The organism is Okeania sp. SIO2F4, from assembly GCF_010672385.1.
GTDB lineage: Bacteria > Cyanobacteriota > Cyanobacteriia > Cyanobacteriales > Microcoleaceae > Trichodesmium.
The window spans coordinates 1-17,529 of record NZ_JAAHGT010000090.1 but is presented as its reverse complement, the minus strand read 5'-3'; the positions used below and the strand labels follow the sequence as shown (position 1 = coordinate 17,529).

Below are 17,529 nucleotides of genomic sequence, written 5' to 3'. Positions count from 1 at the left end.
GGTAGATTTGCGTAATGATTTTGCGAATTTTACTTGTTCTGTTAAACCAGCACAAATACCAGGGATTACTAAGAAGGATGCTGTTTCCAAACGTGATGATATTTCTCTAAAAAACTCTAGTTTTACATACGATCTTATAGCAGGATTATCTCCTTCTCTGTCATTAAGAATACCTTCAATATTAGAGTCTGTATCCAAATGGTTTTGAGTAACTATATTTTTAACTTTGTATTAACTGATAAAGGCAAAAGCATTTTTAGGCCATTAAAAAGTGCCAGCTTTTCAGACCGAAAAGCTCATGCATGCTAGTATTTGGGGATGATTATGGCAGAAAAATCACTCTGACAATTTTTCCGACTAACCCCTCTATAATTCCCATTTCTCCTGACTCGGTCCTCCTGACTCCTGACTCCTACCCTTAGCAAAAGATTTTATTCAGCAAACCCTATTTAGATAGTTAGTGAAAATTGCTTAATTTCTTAAATAATGTCGCTAAACATACTCATAGTCATAATATCTCTGATAATAAGAATCCACCCGATCGCCATTACCAACAATTCCCAACATCGGTATACCTGCCATACTCAAATCATCCAGAGCTAAACTTAAAGCTTCTCGCTCGGTTTTGCCCAACCCGACTACTAACAATAATCCATTAGTACAAGTGGTCAACAAATTAGCATCAGCTCTTCCCAATAATGGAGGAGTATCACAAATCACTAAATCAAAATTACTAGCTGCATCTTGAATCAACTGCTGCATTTGCCTTGAGGACAAAATTTTCGTTGGGTCTGGGGGAATAGGTCCAGAAGTTAAGACAAACAGATTTTCATCTACAGGCGATCGCTGAATTACAGTTTCTATGGATATACCATCAATAATTACATTACTTAAGCCCTGCTGATTTGACAATCCCATCATATTATGAATTTGTGGACAACGCAGATCGGCATCTATTAATAATACTCGTTGACCCATAGCAGCAGCAGCGCGAGCTAAATGACTTGCTACTGTAGATTTACCATCCCCTGGTAAAGCAGAACTAATTACAAAAGAATTAATCGGATTTTCGATATTTAATAGACGAATATTAGCATTTAAAGTACGGAAAGCTTCTTGAAAAGCTGAGGGATATAAAACTAAGGATGAACTTTTATTTTCTTTCAATTCGTCATTCATCCACATTCTTTGTTCATGTATAGGAATTACTCCTAACAAAGGCAAACCAATAGATTTTTTAACTTCTTTTGGTGTCTCAAAAACATCTTGCTTAAATTTCTCTCCCAACTGAGCCAATAATATTCCAAATACTAATCCTGTTAATCCTCCCACGGCAAGATTTAATAACATATTTGGAGAGATTATTACTAACTCACCGTTTTGAGTTTTTAGTAATTCTGGTGGTGCAATTAATTCCCAAGGTAATTTTGTTTCAGCTACTTCTATTTGTAATATCTGTTGTTTTTCTAACAGGTCTTTAATCGTTTTATTTGATATTTCTAGTTGTTGCTGAATTTCCGTGTAACGCTTTACTACTTCTGGCATTTTTTCAGCATATTCATTTAATTTAGCTTCAGCTTCATCCAATACTTTACCTCTAACTTCCATCACTTCTATTTGATTTGCAGCTAATATCATTTTGTGAATTAATTCTAGGCGAACAGAGTCTTGAAAAGCTAAAGCCTTTTTACTTACTTCTTCTATATCTCTGCCAATAACTTTTTCTGCCTCTTGATTTAATAAAGGCAGTAATTTTTCTCGCTGCTTATATAAAGCCTGCATTTGAGGTGCTTTATCTTTAAAGCGAGCTGATTCTAGAGCAATCGTTGTTTCTACCTTTTGTAATTGATTTAATAATGATTGATATCTTGGAGCTTGACTTAAAGCTGAAGCCATCAACGCTTCTTCTGGATTAATACCCAACTGACTTTCCAACATAGTATAGAGCGATCGCTGTTGGTCAAGCAATATTTTATTCTCTAGTTTTTGAGATTGAATTTGATTCCTTTCTGCTGCTATTTCTTGACTTTTAACTTCTGGATTAATAAAGAGATACTCTTGTTGTAGCTGCTGTAATTCCTGTCGCAGTTTTTTAATTTTTTGCTGATATTTAGGAATTTGTTCCTCAACAAATTTTAACCCTTCACCAGTTTTACTTTGATTATCTTCACGACCATATTTAGTATAAGCTGTTGCGAGTTTATCTAATACAAAATCGATCTTATTTTTGTCTGAATCTTTATAGCTAACTTCTATAATTTTTGTATCACCTAATCTTTCAACCTTCAATTTTTGGTTGGGGAAAAATTGACCTCTTGGTTTCTCAAACAATAAATTATAATTAACTTCTGGATAGTCTTTTTTAATTTCCGCAATTATTGGCTGCATAATTTGCGGACTTTTTAGCAATTGAATTTGCGACTCATAATCTAAGATATAATTGTTATCTTCTTGATTTTTATTGGCAGCTGAAGCAATTATTTCCTCATCCATACCATAAATAATTTTTGCTGCCTGTTTTTCCCAATCTTCTCCAGAATTTGTACCTAATATTTTTTCATCTGTACCTAACTTAAACCCCGCCCTTAAGGGCGAGGTATTATTAGCTGAATTTTTCACCATAACTCGTTCAACTAATATTTGAAACTTTCCCTGATATATAGGAATCTGATTTAAACTCCAGAAATATGCTCCAGTTGTCGTAGCAGTTGTCACACTAAAAATCAAGAAAAAACGATGACATACTAATTTCCAAATCTTATTTTCTTTTTGAGATGGTTTTTGTTCAAATTTGTGAAACTCAGCCTCATATATATATTGATTCTGGGGAAAATTTCTCTTGGAGTCTAGCAGTTTATCGCGATTATTATATAAAGATAACTGAGAAGTTTTTTCCGGTTCCATATTCATAGTTAAAGTCAAAGTTAAAAGTCAAAAATAAAGTTATTGCCTAAACATTCAGCGGTCAGCTATCAGCTTTATTATCTTTAAAGGATAAAAAAGCAATTGATAGATTTCCAAGAATTAAAAATTACTTTGAAAATCTATCATTTAACCTTAGCAGTCTATCGAACAATATCTAAATTTAATTGTATGGGTTTACAACTGAAGTTCGTTGTTCTTGTTCTTGTGCTTCAATTCTCTGGTTAAAAAGCTGAGAGCTGACTGCTAATAGCTAAATGTTTACGTTATTGCTATGATTCAGGTAAGATAATTTGATAATATCCTAACTAGACTTGCCATTTCTATATAATAACAATTAGAATAAATAATCTTGTCAATAATACCTATTTCAAAAAATTTACTATATTAACCTTTTTAGTAGGTAAAAGATTGGTTGATTTGGGAACGAACATAAGTGGGAGATAAGTCGGTTTGGCAATAGGGATAAATTCAAGAGGGAGAGGATATTTTTCCCTATTCCTTATTCCCTATTTCCCATATTTTTACTTTTAATCTTCCCAAGAATACCTGTTTCAAAAAATTTGCTATATTAACTTTTTTTAGTTAGGTAGAGGATAGGTCGATTTGGGAACTAACATAAGTAGGAGATACCCAGGTTTGGCAATAAGGAAAAATTTAAGAGGGAGGGCACATTTTTCCCTATTCCTTATCTTTTTGTAGACAAAAAATAGATAAGAGACTGTTTGTCAAAGGAATATTAAATCTAGGCGTAGGGTGGGTGAGGTGGCAATACTTATGAGTCGCGAAGCAAACTCTTAACCGGAAGCCGTAACTCACCGAACATACCGAATATTAAGCTAATACGCTGTCTTAATTTTACTTGTGCATTAACTCTCTAATAAATCGATAAATAAACAGCAATTATATGATACCACCTCTTCTAAATCCTGACTTCTACCAATTTATAGTAAGTATTTATCAAATTGACATAACTACCTGTTGAAAATTAATTTAACTCATATAGTCATTCTGAATAAGACTGGAGCACTTTTTTAACTGAAACTCTTTCAAGGCCAGAAAACCTTGTCTCAATATTAACTGGAATAACTATAGTAGAGCCAGGGAAGAATGAAAAACTTAGCTGATAATATAAAATATACTTTAGTAGTAAATAAACAAATAATTTTGCCTACCTACTTATTTTCATCAATAACCTTAAGAGGGTATCTATAAAATAAAAAATTAAGCCTTGATGTAGGGTGAGTTAGGTGGGAATAATCTCACAAAATCAAATAATATTTTCCTGGTCGCCGTAACAAATCCGAATACTAGATATTTGAGTTTCTATTAGACTTATTTTACAGATATCTTCTCAAGCACTTTTGAGGATTATCAGCTACAGTTTAATAACAATTTATCCTCCCTATTCCCTATTATCTAAAGTCCTAAAACTTTTGACCCGATCGACCCCAAAACTGCTGTAATTCTCATAAATAAGACCGAAGAAAAATCAATTATCTTTTTCATTAGCAGATACAGCAAAGCAACCTTCAGTAAATTTTTTCTTTCCCTGATATAAATTTTGAGCAATAATTTGACCAATTTTTCCAGCTACTAAATTAATCAAAAATATCAAAAAATATCCCTAAAATTCTATTAATTGGACTGAAAGGAGCTAAAACACCTCCTACATTATCAGTAAAGGTTGCCCTACCAGAGCGACCCACTACAATTACATCATTATTTAGCAAAGTTGGATTAGTTTCTTCATTAACTTTTGCCGAAAAATCTACCTGTACTTTTCGCCGAGTAACTGTACCATTAGGGTTGAGGCGAATAAGTTCTATTTCTTCTGTTTCTGCTCTTGCTGGATTAAAACCTCCTGCTGCTAACAAAGCTTGATTAAGTGTACTATTAGGAGTTACAAAAATTGTTCCAGGTTTAATTACTTCCCCAATAACATTAATTTTGAGATTACCTGGAGAAAAACTTGACGCAGTAACTTCGGCTAATTCATCTAAATTAACCTCATCCGCTACTGGCACATAAATTGTATCTCCTGATTGTAAAACTATATCCTGGCTTAAATCACCACTTTGTAGCAGTTGCCAAAGGTCTACTTTAATAATTTGCTCCGTACCAGCGCGAGTTAGTCGGCGCACCCTGATTTGTCGAATATCTGCTGCTGAAGTAATACCCCCTGCCATTTTAATTGCTTTAGTGACAGTATGCAACGTAGTATTCTGAGAGAGTGAAATATTACTATCTGCTTCACTGGAATCTAGATTTTCTTCTGTAGGCAAAACTTGACTTTGGTCAATATCTGTTTCTAGTATATATGGACCAGGTCGTGCAACTTCTCCAACAACTGCAATATTGAGAGGTTGAGTATTAGTACCAGCAAAATTGGCACTTGCTACTTGATTTGACTCTACTGGATTAATTTCTGTAATACTAGGCACAAATAAGGTATCCCCATCCCGCAAAGAAATATCTTGGACTAAGTTGCCACTTTCCAAAAGTTCCCATAAGTTGATGTTGATTACTTCTTCTGGGGCGTTGAGTTGAAGGCGACGAATTTTAATTTGTCTTATATCTGCTGAAGTTGTAACTCCACCCGCTACCTGTAATGCTTTAGTAACTGTAGGTAGTTGAGTCCCACTTTTACTATTACCCCCTTGACTAACTATCGGCGAAATTGTATAGGAACCAGGATGTTGAACTTCTCCGGCGATCGCTATTTTTAATGGACGTGCTGCTAATAGATTGAGGTTAACTATAGGTATTTGTAGATATTCGCCGTATTTTTCTTGAATTAATTCTTTGGCTTTATCTAAGGTAATTCCCTGAACAGAGACATTACCTATTAGTGGAAGATTGAGAGTCCCATCAATTTGTATTTGATGTTGGCCATTTTTTCCACTATATTCTGGTACGTTAAAGATATCTATTTGAACACGATCGCCAGGGCCAAGTGTATATCCTTTCGAGTCTGGTAAGGGTGTTTCTGGTTCAGGAATCAATATTGGTTCTGGGGGTGAAGCTAGCAGAGGCGGTTGTGCATCTATACCTTTAGGCAAAGGTTCTGTTAGTTTTGGTAGGGTTGAGGTTTCTGGTGTTGTTTGGTCTTTCTGAGAGAGGGGTTGAGCTTGTACAGAATATGACACTCCCCAGCAACTGCATAATATAACTATTGTTCCATAACTTAAAATTTTGGATAAAGATAATATTTTGCTAATTACATCTTCTTGATTTTTTGATTCTTGCTGCTTCATTGCTCATTCCCTCCCTATTTTTTTCAAGCCAAATGACCTAATTTTTCTAGACTACTAATGATATGAGCTACGCTTTCTTCTAATGTTTCTTTATCTGTGTAGCAAGTAATTTCTGGATTTTCTGGTGGTTCGTAAGGGTCATCAATACCAGTAAACTGTTTAATTTCTCCAGCCCTAGCTTTAGCATATAAACCTTTAACGTCACGTTCCTCACATACTTCTAAAGGTGCATTTATATAAACTTCTACAAAATTTTCATCCATTTCTCTAATTTCATTTCGTATTGCTTTGTAAGGACTAATTGCTGCAGTAATTGCTACTACTCCATTCCTACTTAGGAGATGAGCTACAAATCCAATTCGCCGGACATTTATATTTCGGTCTTCTTTACTAAAAGTCAACCCTTTTGATAAGTTTTCTCTGACTATATCTCCATCTAATATTTCTACTTTCCGACCTCTTTGTTTTAATTTTTCTGCCACAACCCTACTGATAGTTGTTTTACCAGCACCACTTAACCCTGTAAACCAGAGAATGAATCCTTTTTCCATTTTTACTTGATTTTTGTCAGTTTTTACTAAATATTTATTCTACTTCAATTAGTGAATTAGTAGAATCTTTTGTAAGTAAATTTTTCGGCAGGGAGCGGTGAGATTAGGCCAGTAATCTCTGAATACTTCTGTTTACTTGTGATGCTTAAAACACCGGACAATAATCACAAATATTGTTTGAATTTGGCTTTTTAATTTGAGAATCTGATTTGTTGATTTAAGTCTTAGCTTTACATCTACTTTGGGAGTAAACCCACTTTAATATATTTATCCGTCACACCCTTTTCTATATATTGAACTAAATATTGAACTAACAAATTATTTGTTAAGTATCCTGATTTTATCCTCAATATCCGTATCAGAGAATAGATACTCTTACATGGATATGAACTATGCACAGTTATACAGCGATCGTTTTCTCGTTTTTATTATTACTTGCTAATGCTTCTAGTAGTGAAGCTCTAATGACTGGAAATGAACTTGAATTATCTGCAACATTTTTCAGAAGCTCTGCTCAAAACCGTCACAAAGGGCCTACTAATCCCCCTATGCCAAGAAACAGACGAAACTTTGTCAGCACAATCTGTAATTTTGGGCTAGATAATCAGGAAATTTGTCCTCATCGCGGTAGTGGACGTTAAAGCTGTTTCCTACTTTTTAAGTTTCAGGAGGAAGTTGGACTTTTGTCAAAGTTGTTTGAGCTTTTAGATTGAGAATGTTGGTTCTATAGTTCCATCTATAGAACATATATGATCTGAAAAATTACCTAGAATTTTGGTTTAAACCCTTGCTCTTCAATGGACGACTTATCTTCATTAAGTATTTAAAGAAGGGGAAAGGTATCCCACTGCTCTAAAAAACCTAGTGCAGGGTGGTGAAAATAACCCCTCAGTTACAAAATCTTCAAAGCTTTACTAATTAATACTTTTGATTTTTCAATTTTGAATGTATTACTTCCACTGAGTGGTAGTAGTTATTTGACTGATAATTTTGAACTTATAAAGTTTGTCCTTGCTTAAACTTTACTCTGGGGTATAGGTCTACAGGTTACCCGTTTGATCTGGGAAGCAAATGCCTGGGGAAATAACTATCGCTGGAAGAGGAGATGGCAAGGTATTTAATTTAAGTAAGCTCTATGGACCAGAAATCTTGCATGGCAGGATAATCTTCTTGCCTACTTCTTGCCTCTTTTCAGAGTAGTTTCCCTAACTTTAACTCTGGAGCTAACAGGCAAGAAACTATGTCAAATTATTAATTTAGTATGTTATGCTATTATTAAGCATATGTGTCAGTAAACAGTACACAGGGTGCAAAAATCTACTAGAATAACAAACTATTCGCACGGTTAATTCGTGTTACTATTCTCACACCAAACGCGAAAAAATCTCAAAAAGATAGATATATTTAGAACTTGTGCATCAAGTCTAACTGTAGGGTGTGTTATAATTAACAATTAACTTTACACCGCAGCTAGCTTATAACACAAAATTTTGCGTAATTCGTGCTCTTGGTTAGTGTAACAGTTATGGCTGACTGACTTCCTGGCATTGAAATATTATCATAGCCAGCATATTTTTAATTGTTAACGGAGGACGATATAATACCTCCTTACTTTTGTTATTTTGGGGATTATAATGAAAAGCGATACCGATCTGATTAATAGCCTTAGCCCCAGCGCTATGGATCAGATTATGTTATATCTAGCATTTAGTGCCATGAGGACGAGTGGGCATCGTCATGGGGCTTTTTTAGATGCAGCCGCAACTGCAGCTAAGTGTGCGATTTATATGACCTATATTGAACAAGGTCAAAATCTCCGCATGACCGGACATCTGCATCACATCGAACCTAAACGGGTTAAAGTGATTGTGCAGGAAGTAGAAGAAGCACTAACAAAGGGCAAATTGCTGAAAATGTTGGGTTCTCAAGAACCTCGGTACTTGATTCAGTTTCCCTATGTATGGTTAGAACAATATCCTTGGAGTCCTGGTCGTCCTCGCCTTCCTGGTACTAATCTTACTACAGAGGAGAGGCGATATATCGAAACTAAACTTCCTTTGAATATGCCTGATGCTAGATTGATTAATTCTTTTCAGTTTATGGAATTAATTGAGTTCTTGCACAGGCGTTCTCAGGAAGATTTACCACCTGAACGCCGGATGCCTCTGAGTGAAGCTTTGGCAGAACATATTAAGCGTCGTTTGATTTATTCTGGTACGGTAACTAAGATAGATTCTCCTTGGGGAATGCCTTTTTATGCTCTAACTCGTTCTTCTTATTCCCCAGAGGATCAAGAAGAACGGACTTATATAATGGTCGAGGAGACAGCTCGCTATTTCCGCCTGATGAAGGACTGGGCGGAAAAGAATTATAGTAACAAGGTAATGCGTATTTTGGAGGAGTTTGATATTTCTCCGGATCACTTTGAACAGGCTAAAGAAGAGTTAGATGAAATAATTAGACATTGGGCTGATAGATATCATGAACAAGGTGGAAAACAAATGGTGGTGCAGATGGTTTTTGGCCCTAAGGATGATTAGTCTAATGACTTGCTAGCTTTGATAGCTTAGGAGCTAGAATAACTTCTAACTCCTGGTTTATAATGATTAGAATTTAACTATCAGGTTTTTTGCTAATTTTGTTTGATAAATAACTATGCAAAATTAATTACACATACTACCAATCCTCTCTTGCCTTTTACTTCTTGCATGAGTACCTTCCTAAGTTAGGAAATTTATTTTGCACGACTACTTATAAATTTTAAAACTTCTAAATATATTCAAAATTAACATCTATAAGTTTGATTTAATCTCTGTCTAATTAAAAAAAATTTTACTACTACTCCCATTTTAATAGCCGGGTCTATTTATTATAACCAGAGAAAAATTTTATCCCTTCAAAAGTCTTGTATTTTGCTAAAGTTGCTTCACAGGAGATATAGGGTTTTCAGCAATTAACAAATTAATAATTACCTCTCCCTAAATAGGGATAGGATTGACTGAAAGGAAAAAAAATTTTTTCCCCTTTCAAGGGCAGGCTTTTAACCTGAATTAATAATTAATTATTATTAATTATTAATTATTCGGTAAATATTCTCTGACCACAATTTTATTAGACCTGCATTTTAATAGGGATAGTTTTGACTCAAGCTAACTTGAACATAATAATTGAATCTCAAATAATTAACTATCTAACTGAACGGGGTAGGGTGCATCTGTAATTTATTCTATTGATAGGGATAAAAACATTTGAATTATGAAACTAATTTATTATATTGTGGCATCTTCTATATTTTAGATTGAACAGGTTTCTAGATTTAGAATTTTGAGTTATTCTGCGATATCTTTATTAATTGAATTCTCGTTTTTTACATAGTTCTATCCATGAAATTACAGGAATTGGTGAAGACTTTAAGTGTGGAGTAGATAACTCCTCATCTGTTACTATAATTGGTTCAATTTTCCAATTTAGATTGGGGTCTAAACTAAGCCAGGTTAATACTTTTTGTAGATGATTATTAACCCATTTAACTCTTTCTTGATGATGTTCAATAACAGATTTTTCCTTACCTTTGCTTTTTCCTATAAATAAATTGTCTAACTCATTTTTCATTTGGTGTGGAGCGCGAGCCATTGAAAAATTTTTACACTCAACTATTTTAATACATAAATTTTTAGGGTCAGCTACTAAGACGTCTATATCACCTAACGATTTTCCTTTTTCTTCCTGAATCTTAATTTTACCAATTTTTTCAACTTTTCGACGTACTATTAGTGTTGAATCTTGTTGAAACCAATCAGCTATTTTATTGTTGAAGTCTTCTCCTGCTTGGTTTGTTATCTTACTGATTACTTCCTTCATATCTTTACTTTTTGCTTGAAGTTTTCCAGTCAAACAAAGTTGAATGAGGTATTTTTTTACTTCATATAAATGACGAATTCCCCAAATAATCTCTACTTTATTATTTTTTTGACGCAGCAAAAAAGGACGACGTAAATACGACAATAAACGATTAAATTTCCAAGGGTAAATATCTCTTCCCTGAAAAGGTTTATCGGGTTTAAGAAAGTCAGAACGCTGATCAAGAGATAGTAGTTGAATTGCCTTAGTAACTTTCTCTTCATTCCAATTTAATTGTGTCGCTAAACGAGTAATAAAATTTTCTAAAGGGAGACAAATAACAGTGGGGTGAATTTTTTTTCCAATATTAATAGCTTCTCCAAGTAGTTCGCATATTTCTGTTATTGAATAACCAAATTCAATTGAAGCTGCTGCGTCTATTTTTTTCTTAAATTCTAGTACCTCAGTGGGTATCTGTGGAGTTTTCCAATATCTATCAAATGCTTCTGTTATTCGAGTTGTTTCACCACTCATAAAAATTGATAGATGAGTCTCTCTTGCTTTTTCATATTCTTTTGTATCTGTTCCTAATCTGCCAGAAGCTAAGATAGAAAGTTGAAAATCAGCTAATGAAAAATTAATTAAATCACTTTTAAATCCAAAGTTAATAATTTGATAGGCAAGAGCTTGTAAGCGATGGTAAATACTCATACTAAAAGGTCTTATACCAGTAGGAGGTTGAGCTACTACATATTCAATTATAAATCGACTTGCTAATGCAGCTTGATTATTTTCTAACATTTCCTTTTGAATATTTTTATACCTCTCAGGAATTGAACTGAAACAAGCTAACCGAGTTGGTATAGTTAAGCGGTGCTCGTTTACTTGACGTACTATTGCTTCATGGTAACTAATTAAATACTCTAGAATATTTTCAGGATTTAATGAAGCAACTAATTTTTTTAATTCGCTATAAAAGAAACCAACAACTTTATCATTCAAAAATTTTGTTCGTCCGTTTTCAGGAATTTTTCCTTGTGGATATTTCTTGACTGAAGTTAGATAATAACCAAGGTCATCCAAAAGTTCATTTATATCTACTTTTTGTACTGTTTGATATGCGGGCAGTTTCTGTGGATCGAGTTCGGGATTAATCGAACTATCCAAATAAATAATTTGTTTTTTGAGACCAAGGGGAGCATGAATTTCAATGATTTTAGAGATTATTTCATCAGATAAATTTTCCTGTTCTTGTTCTGGTCGTAATTCTCGAAAACCTGTCAAAATATATTTCATCATTTCTCTTTCGGCACTATTATCAGCTTGTAAAAAATTTCTGGATGCTTCTGGTAATATCGTTACATTTATAGTTCCTGAGTTGGTATCAACTTCAATATTTATTGGCGTTATTTCTTCTGAAAAATTTTGTCGTTTATTTGGTTCAAACCATGTTTTGTTAGATGGTAAAGATAGCTGAATAATAATCACACTATATTTAAGAACAAGGGATTGGATAATTGGATTAAGTGATGGATAAAATTGCCATAACCAATATGCAATGGCAACAGCAAAAGCATTGTATAAAATATTAATTTCTTCTTGATTTTTATGAATAATCCAAACAAATAAAGGTAATGCTTCTAGAAGATAAGCTACTGGTTGAGGTATTTTACTTAGAAAACTTTTAGGAGTATAAATTGGAACTTCTCGTGTACTGTATAATAAAGTTACTTCGGTGGAATAATTGGGTATATATGAAGGTACTGCATGATAGTCTCGTTGATGTATAACTTCCTGACGTAATTCTCTAACTCCATCCAGAGGAGGTAAGATCATGTCAAACTTTTTATCGTCACAAATATAATAACTGTAATCATTTTTTCTATAAAGAAAGAAATTATTTAGCTCGCTGAATGAAACAAAATTTGCCTGCTGTTTAAGTCGCGAAATTGATATAGCGTATTTCCAAAGTAAAAGTGGTTTACCACCTTCTAATAATGTTATGGTTTCTAAGTCTGCTGCTGACAAACAAATGAGTAATAATGACTCTATTTTGGGCTGGTTAAAAGAAACTACTGTCTGACGTCCTACACCTTGAAATATTGATAAAAATAAAACTTCATTAATACCTGATAAATTAGTAAAAACATACTCATGTATTTCTTTAGTGCGTGCTTCTAATTGTTTTCCTATATGGTCGAGATTGCAATATGCTAAAGGTTGTTTAGAGTCATAACTATCTAATGAGTCAGTAACTAAACTTACATAAGCTAATTTATCTATATCAAATTGAAAGAAAGCATCTTGAAAAAATGGAATGTCAGAAATATCGGGAGTTGATATTTTAGTTGGATAATTATTGATATAACCCAGTGAATCTTTGATGTTATCCCAGACTACATTGCTATAAAATTTTGCTAACTCATTTTTGACACCATGCTCAATAGCAAGACGAATCAATTCATTCCTAGTAGCTGTTAACAATATTCCTGGAATGGCAACAATAAATTTTCCAGAAACTTGAACAATAGGCTTGGCTAACAACTCACCATTATCAATGTTGTAATTGTTAATTGAAACATTACCAAGCTCTAATATTAAATTTTCTATTGCCTCAAAAGTAATACCATTTTCAGTTAGTAAGTTAGTTAACTCTGACTTAGTAAAAGATACAGATTTTTTCAATTGATTCATGTATTGAGAAGTTGGGAAAATTACATCACTACTTGTATCTATTGGTTCTACTCCTCTTTCTAATTCAGCACATCTAGCTATCTCATTACTCAAAAGTAAAATTGCTAATATAAATTCATAAGCTTTCTGTTTAAATTGCTCATTGAAAAAATTTTTACCCTCAAAAAATATTGCTATGACTAAATTTATTAAAATAAATGTTTGCTCTTCGGCAATTCCAGGAAATACAATATATGAGCCACCATAAAAAGAAAAAGCTTCAGTAAATGGATTATTAAATGAGTCTTCTGATGAATAAAACAAAGCTAAAGTAGATGAATCAGAGTTGCAAATTTTTTCAAGTTCTTTAAGATTAATACAATTTTTTGAACCAAAACCTTTATTTTTAATAGAAGCAACTGCATGAGCTAAAGCTTCAAGACGAACAGAACGATTAGCATTTTCTGGCATTAGCTGTAATCCAGCAATAGTTGATAATAGATCGGCAGAATCATATTTGGATAAAGTCTTGACAAGTTGATTTAAAGAATGTGAGTTCATGTTAGTTGATTATTTTTTTATCTTGGGAAAATAGCCGTTGCTGAATCAAGGTATGAAAATCAAAACTGAATAATTTCAAATATTTGTTATTCAATAGTTTAGCAACTTCCAAAAAATACAAATCATACCCATGCATCAGCAACGCCGAAAATACTCTATATAGCAATTATCATACTGGTAAATTACAAAATTTATTTGTTTTAGGGAGTAGGTCGGAGGTAATAGTAATACCAATTCCCAAAAATCATACTATACTTATGATAAAACTTCAGTTATTAAGTAATAATACTGCTTCAGTAATGTCTGTAAAGATTATCAGCATTAAATCAAAATATCTTATGTCTTTTAACCCTACTCCATACTCCCTACTCTGTACGGACGTTGCATGGAACGTCCCTACCATCAAGGAGATGTAGCAAGAATGCATGATAAATGGTATAATTTGTATTTGGTGGAAATAAAAAAGAAGAAAAACAACTCTACTTTAGTAATTTGAGAAACCCTATATATTTATCAATTATACTAATTTCCCAAAAACTCTGTTTCTTTAACTCATAAATAAAGTCTCGTAACCAGATTAAAGATTACGAGACTGATAAAAATTATATTTGATAGATTTGAGGATATTTGATAACTCAATAATTATTTATTGACATCAAGTGAAGGAGAAATTTATACTTGCTTTATTTTATGTCGGAGGTTGGAGGTAATATTAATTCGTATTTGGTGGAAATAGAAAAAAATAAAAACAACTCTACTTTAGTAACTTGAGAAACCCTATATATCAATCATACTAATTTGCCAAAAAGTCTGTTTATTAAATTGGTATATAAAACCCTGTAACCAAATTAAAGATTACGAGACTGATAAAAATTAGGCTTGATATATTTGAGAACTCAATAATTATTTATTACATCAAACAAAAGAATAACTTCTGCTTCTTATTCATTTTCTGGAGAAGCAACAGAATATTTTTTATCTAGATTTTATTCCGAATTAACTTCCTACTCTACAGCTTCTTTTTCAGAAACAGAATCTTCATTTTCTAGATTTTCTTCTGAATTAACTGGCTGCTCTACTTCTTCTTTTTCAGAACTTGCAGGAGACTTAACTGCTTCTTTTTTCTCCGTAGCAGTCGATAATTTTACATCATTAAATTGAACTATATTAAAAACACCTATTTTCAAACCTTCTACATCAGAACTACTAACATAATTCCACATCCAACCAGGACTATAAAGTGGCACCATCACAGCATTATCCAACAAATATTTCTGCACTTCCACAACTTTTTCTTGCCGTTCCTTTGAATTAGTTGTACTTCGCATTTCTACCAATAAATTATCAAGTTCATCACTGTGATAACCTCCCATCCAACCAGGAGAATGCCACAATGTATAAAGAAAATCTGGGTCGTACCAAGACCACCCCATCATATCAATAACACCATTACCTTCTTCTTGGCTATTTTCTTGTTTAATTCTGGCATTAAGACTGCCAATATCTATTGTTTCTAAATTAGCTTTTATACCCACTTCTTCTAATTGAGTTTGAAAATTTTCGAGAATTTTTTCACGGTTTCCTCCCTTCCAAGTTAGGAGAGTTACTTCTAATGGTTTATCTTCACTATAACCAAGTTCACTTAGTAGAGTTTTTGCCTCTTCCTGGTCTGGTTTAATACTAAACTCCGAACAAAGTTTTTGATCATTAGGAAACATAACATCGGCGATCGCACATTCCGAAGGTTTAGCTAAATCTCCTAATACTTCCTCTGTCGTTTTTTTCACATCTATTCCATAAGCAACTGCTTGTCTTGCTTTTTTATCATCAAAAGGAGGTCTAGAAGTAACAAATTCTAAAAATACTATCTGCCCAGTATTTTCAGCAGTATAAAGTTTTAAATTAGAGTCTTCCTTGAGATTAGCAACTTCCGTTATTGGAGGTTCAGTTAAATGAATTTCACGATATTTCAGCGCAGCTAAACGAGATTCTACTTCTGGCATAGTTTTAATTACTAACTTCTTAATATAAGGAGTACCAGAATTTTCTATAGGTCGCCCATAATTTTTGTAGTTTGGATTAGCTTCAAGTACAAGTTGTTCCCCTTGAGTCCATTCCAGAAATTGAAAGGGACCCGTACCTATTACTCCATCTACACCAAATTTGTTGTTGTAAGTTTCTATGGCTGACGGACAAATCATGCTGGAGTAAGGGTCGGCTAGAAAACGGGGAAAAGGGCTAAAAGCTTCAGTCATTTTCACCTTAACTGTCAGGTCATCCACGACTTCTACTACTTCTATTGGCCCCCAACTCTCTTTGGTCTTATTTTCTGTTTCAGGATTAATAGCTCTATCTATAGTAAATTTCACGGCATTAGCATCAAAGGTTGTGCCGTCATGGCATTTGACATTTTCGTTAAGTTTGAAGGTATATTCTTTGCCATTGTCGTTAACCGACCATTCTTTGGCAAGATTTGGTTGAACTTTACCTTGGTCATCGAAGGCCAGAAGTGTGTCGTAGATTTGGTAAATTATTTGTCTAGATAAAGGTGATGTTGATTTGTGGGGGTCTAGGGTGTCGGAATCTCTATATCTAGCCCAAACGAGGGTTCCTGGTTCAGGAGTCGTTGGTATTTCTGAGGTTGTAGTGGTTGTTTTGGTGTTGTTGCAGGCGATCGCTAAGGTGACAACTATTAATATTATTGCTATGAAACGCCAATTTTTTTGATGAGTTAATTTTTGGAGAAAGTGATTTAGGGAAAACATAGAATATTTATTGTATATTTTAGGATTTAGCTCTTCCGCACCTGTTGCCTCGCACTCTACCGATAGGTGAGTGTCGTATGGGATAAGCGGGTCAATTGAGGGGTTCAATACCCCGAAAATTGACAAATTGATTTAAGCCATAAGCCATAAGCCATAAATCAATACACTATTGTGTTCCTATAACTTTATAGGAAATTCAATTCACTCTAATATGTTGCGGGCTATCAAAGCCAGATTATATCCAAATACAGAACAAAAGGAGTTGCTAGAGCAAAGCTTTGGTAATTGCCGTTGGCTATGGAATTACTGTCTGAACTTGATGAACGAAACATATAAGAATACTGTTCATTAATTGATAAAAAATAAAGTGGCTAAAGTTCATCGTAAGATAACTAACTGTCGTGAAGATTTTCTACACAAACTATCGCGTAGGATAGTTGACGAAAATCAAGTCATAGTAACTGAAAATCTGAACGTAAAAGGAATGATGCGCTGATCATTGTCTAGCTAAGGCGATAGGACAAGTTGGATGGGTAATGTTTATCCTGCATTTCTCACAAACTTTGCGATTCTAGTCGCTAAAAACCTTGTATAGCAAGCATTTAACCCTGCTTAAAAGAGATAAAAAAAACAAAACACTATTGAAAACCTTATTCTGTATGACTTTGAGTAGATAAGGATTTTGATAAGTCAAACTTATTTTGTGAGAAATCCGGGTCACGACTATGCTTAAGTATAAAGCAGAAAATGAAGGCAAAGTTTATCAAGAAGTAGATAGGTTTTTCCCCAGTTCTAAGACTTGTTATGTTTGCTTAAATCAAGTTGGAAGCTTGCCTCTTGATGTCAGACAATGGACTTGCGAGAACTGTCACACCAAACACGACACAGATGTTAACGCTGCAATTAATCTCACAGATGAGGGACTACGAATTTTGACCTGTGGGACGCGGGACAAAGCCG

At 33.7% G+C, this 17,529-nt stretch carries 8 protein-coding genes and 3 pseudogenes; 6 read left to right on the top strand and 5 right to left on the bottom strand.

Annotated elements, in window-relative coordinates:
* On the top strand, positions 1–208 hold a 208-nt coding region (locus tag F6K22_RS08575), incomplete at its 5' end, for a hypothetical protein (RefSeq protein ID WP_293095853.1).
* Positions 209–492: 284 nt separating this feature from the next.
* Here F6K22_RS08575 and F6K22_RS08570 read toward each other — a convergent pair.
* The 3 genes and pseudogenes from F6K22_RS08570 to cysC all read right to left on the bottom strand — a co-directional run.
* Positions 493–2,910 (bottom strand): GumC family protein, encoded by a 2,418-nt coding sequence (locus F6K22_RS08570; RefSeq protein WP_293095851.1) that lies wholly within the window; start codon positions 2,908–2,910, stop codon positions 493–495.
* Between the two features lie 1,613 nt (positions 2,911–4,523).
* The gene (locus F6K22_RS08565) at positions 4,524–6,179 is read right to left on the bottom strand and encodes a polysaccharide biosynthesis/export family protein (RefSeq protein WP_293095848.1); all 1,656 of its coding nucleotides are present in this window, start codon (positions 6,177–6,179) and stop codon (positions 4,524–4,526) included.
* A 23-nt stretch (positions 6,180–6,202) separates the two neighbouring features.
* A pseudogene (gene cysC / locus F6K22_RS08560) lies at positions 6,203–6,748 on the bottom strand (adenylyl-sulfate kinase); the annotation flags it as partial.
* A 374-nt stretch (positions 6,749–7,122) separates the two neighbouring features.
* On the opposite strand from cysC, the gene F6K22_RS08555 reads away from it, so the two are divergent.
* Positions 7,123–7,371 carry a hypothetical protein gene (locus F6K22_RS08555; RefSeq protein WP_293095846.1) on the top strand — a complete coding sequence of 83 codons (249 nt, stop codon included), beginning with the start codon at positions 7,123–7,125 and terminating at the stop codon, positions 7,369–7,371.
* Between the two features lie 993 nt (positions 7,372–8,364).
* Positions 8,365–9,270 (top strand): heterocyst differentiation master regulator HetR, encoded by a 906-nt coding sequence (hetR, locus tag F6K22_RS08550; protein ID WP_293095843.1) that lies wholly within the window; start codon positions 8,365–8,367, stop codon positions 9,268–9,270.
* Positions 9,271–10,078: 808 nt separating this feature from the next.
* Here the strand turns inward: hetR and F6K22_RS08545 are convergent.
* Together F6K22_RS08545 and F6K22_RS08540 are read right to left on the bottom strand one after the other, a co-directional pair.
* Positions 10,079–13,804, bottom strand: coding sequence for a hypothetical protein (locus F6K22_RS08545; protein ID WP_293095841.1), 3,726 nt, complete (start codon positions 13,802–13,804; stop codon positions 10,079–10,081).
* Positions 13,805–14,808: 1,004 nt separating this feature from the next.
* Positions 14,809–16,569 carry an ABC transporter substrate-binding protein gene (locus F6K22_RS08540; RefSeq protein WP_293095838.1) on the bottom strand — a complete coding sequence of 587 codons (1,761 nt, stop codon included), beginning with the start codon at positions 16,567–16,569 and terminating at the stop codon, positions 14,809–14,811.
* Positions 16,570–16,780: 211 nt separating this feature from the next.
* On the opposite strand from F6K22_RS08540, the gene F6K22_RS41850 reads away from it, so the two are divergent.
* The 3 genes and pseudogenes from F6K22_RS41850 to F6K22_RS08530 form a co-directional block, all read left to right on the top strand.
* The gene (locus tag F6K22_RS41850; protein ID WP_363273126.1) at positions 16,781–16,921 is read left to right on the top strand and encodes a helix-turn-helix domain-containing protein; all 141 of its coding nucleotides are present in this window, start codon (positions 16,781–16,783) and stop codon (positions 16,919–16,921) included.
* A 12-nt stretch (positions 16,922–16,933) separates the two neighbouring features.
* Positions 16,934–17,144, top strand: a pseudogene (locus F6K22_RS08535) (transposase); the annotation flags it as partial.
* A 147-nt stretch (positions 17,145–17,291) separates the two neighbouring features.
* Positions 17,292–17,529 (top strand): annotated as a pseudogene (locus tag F6K22_RS08530) (zinc ribbon domain-containing protein); the annotation flags it as partial.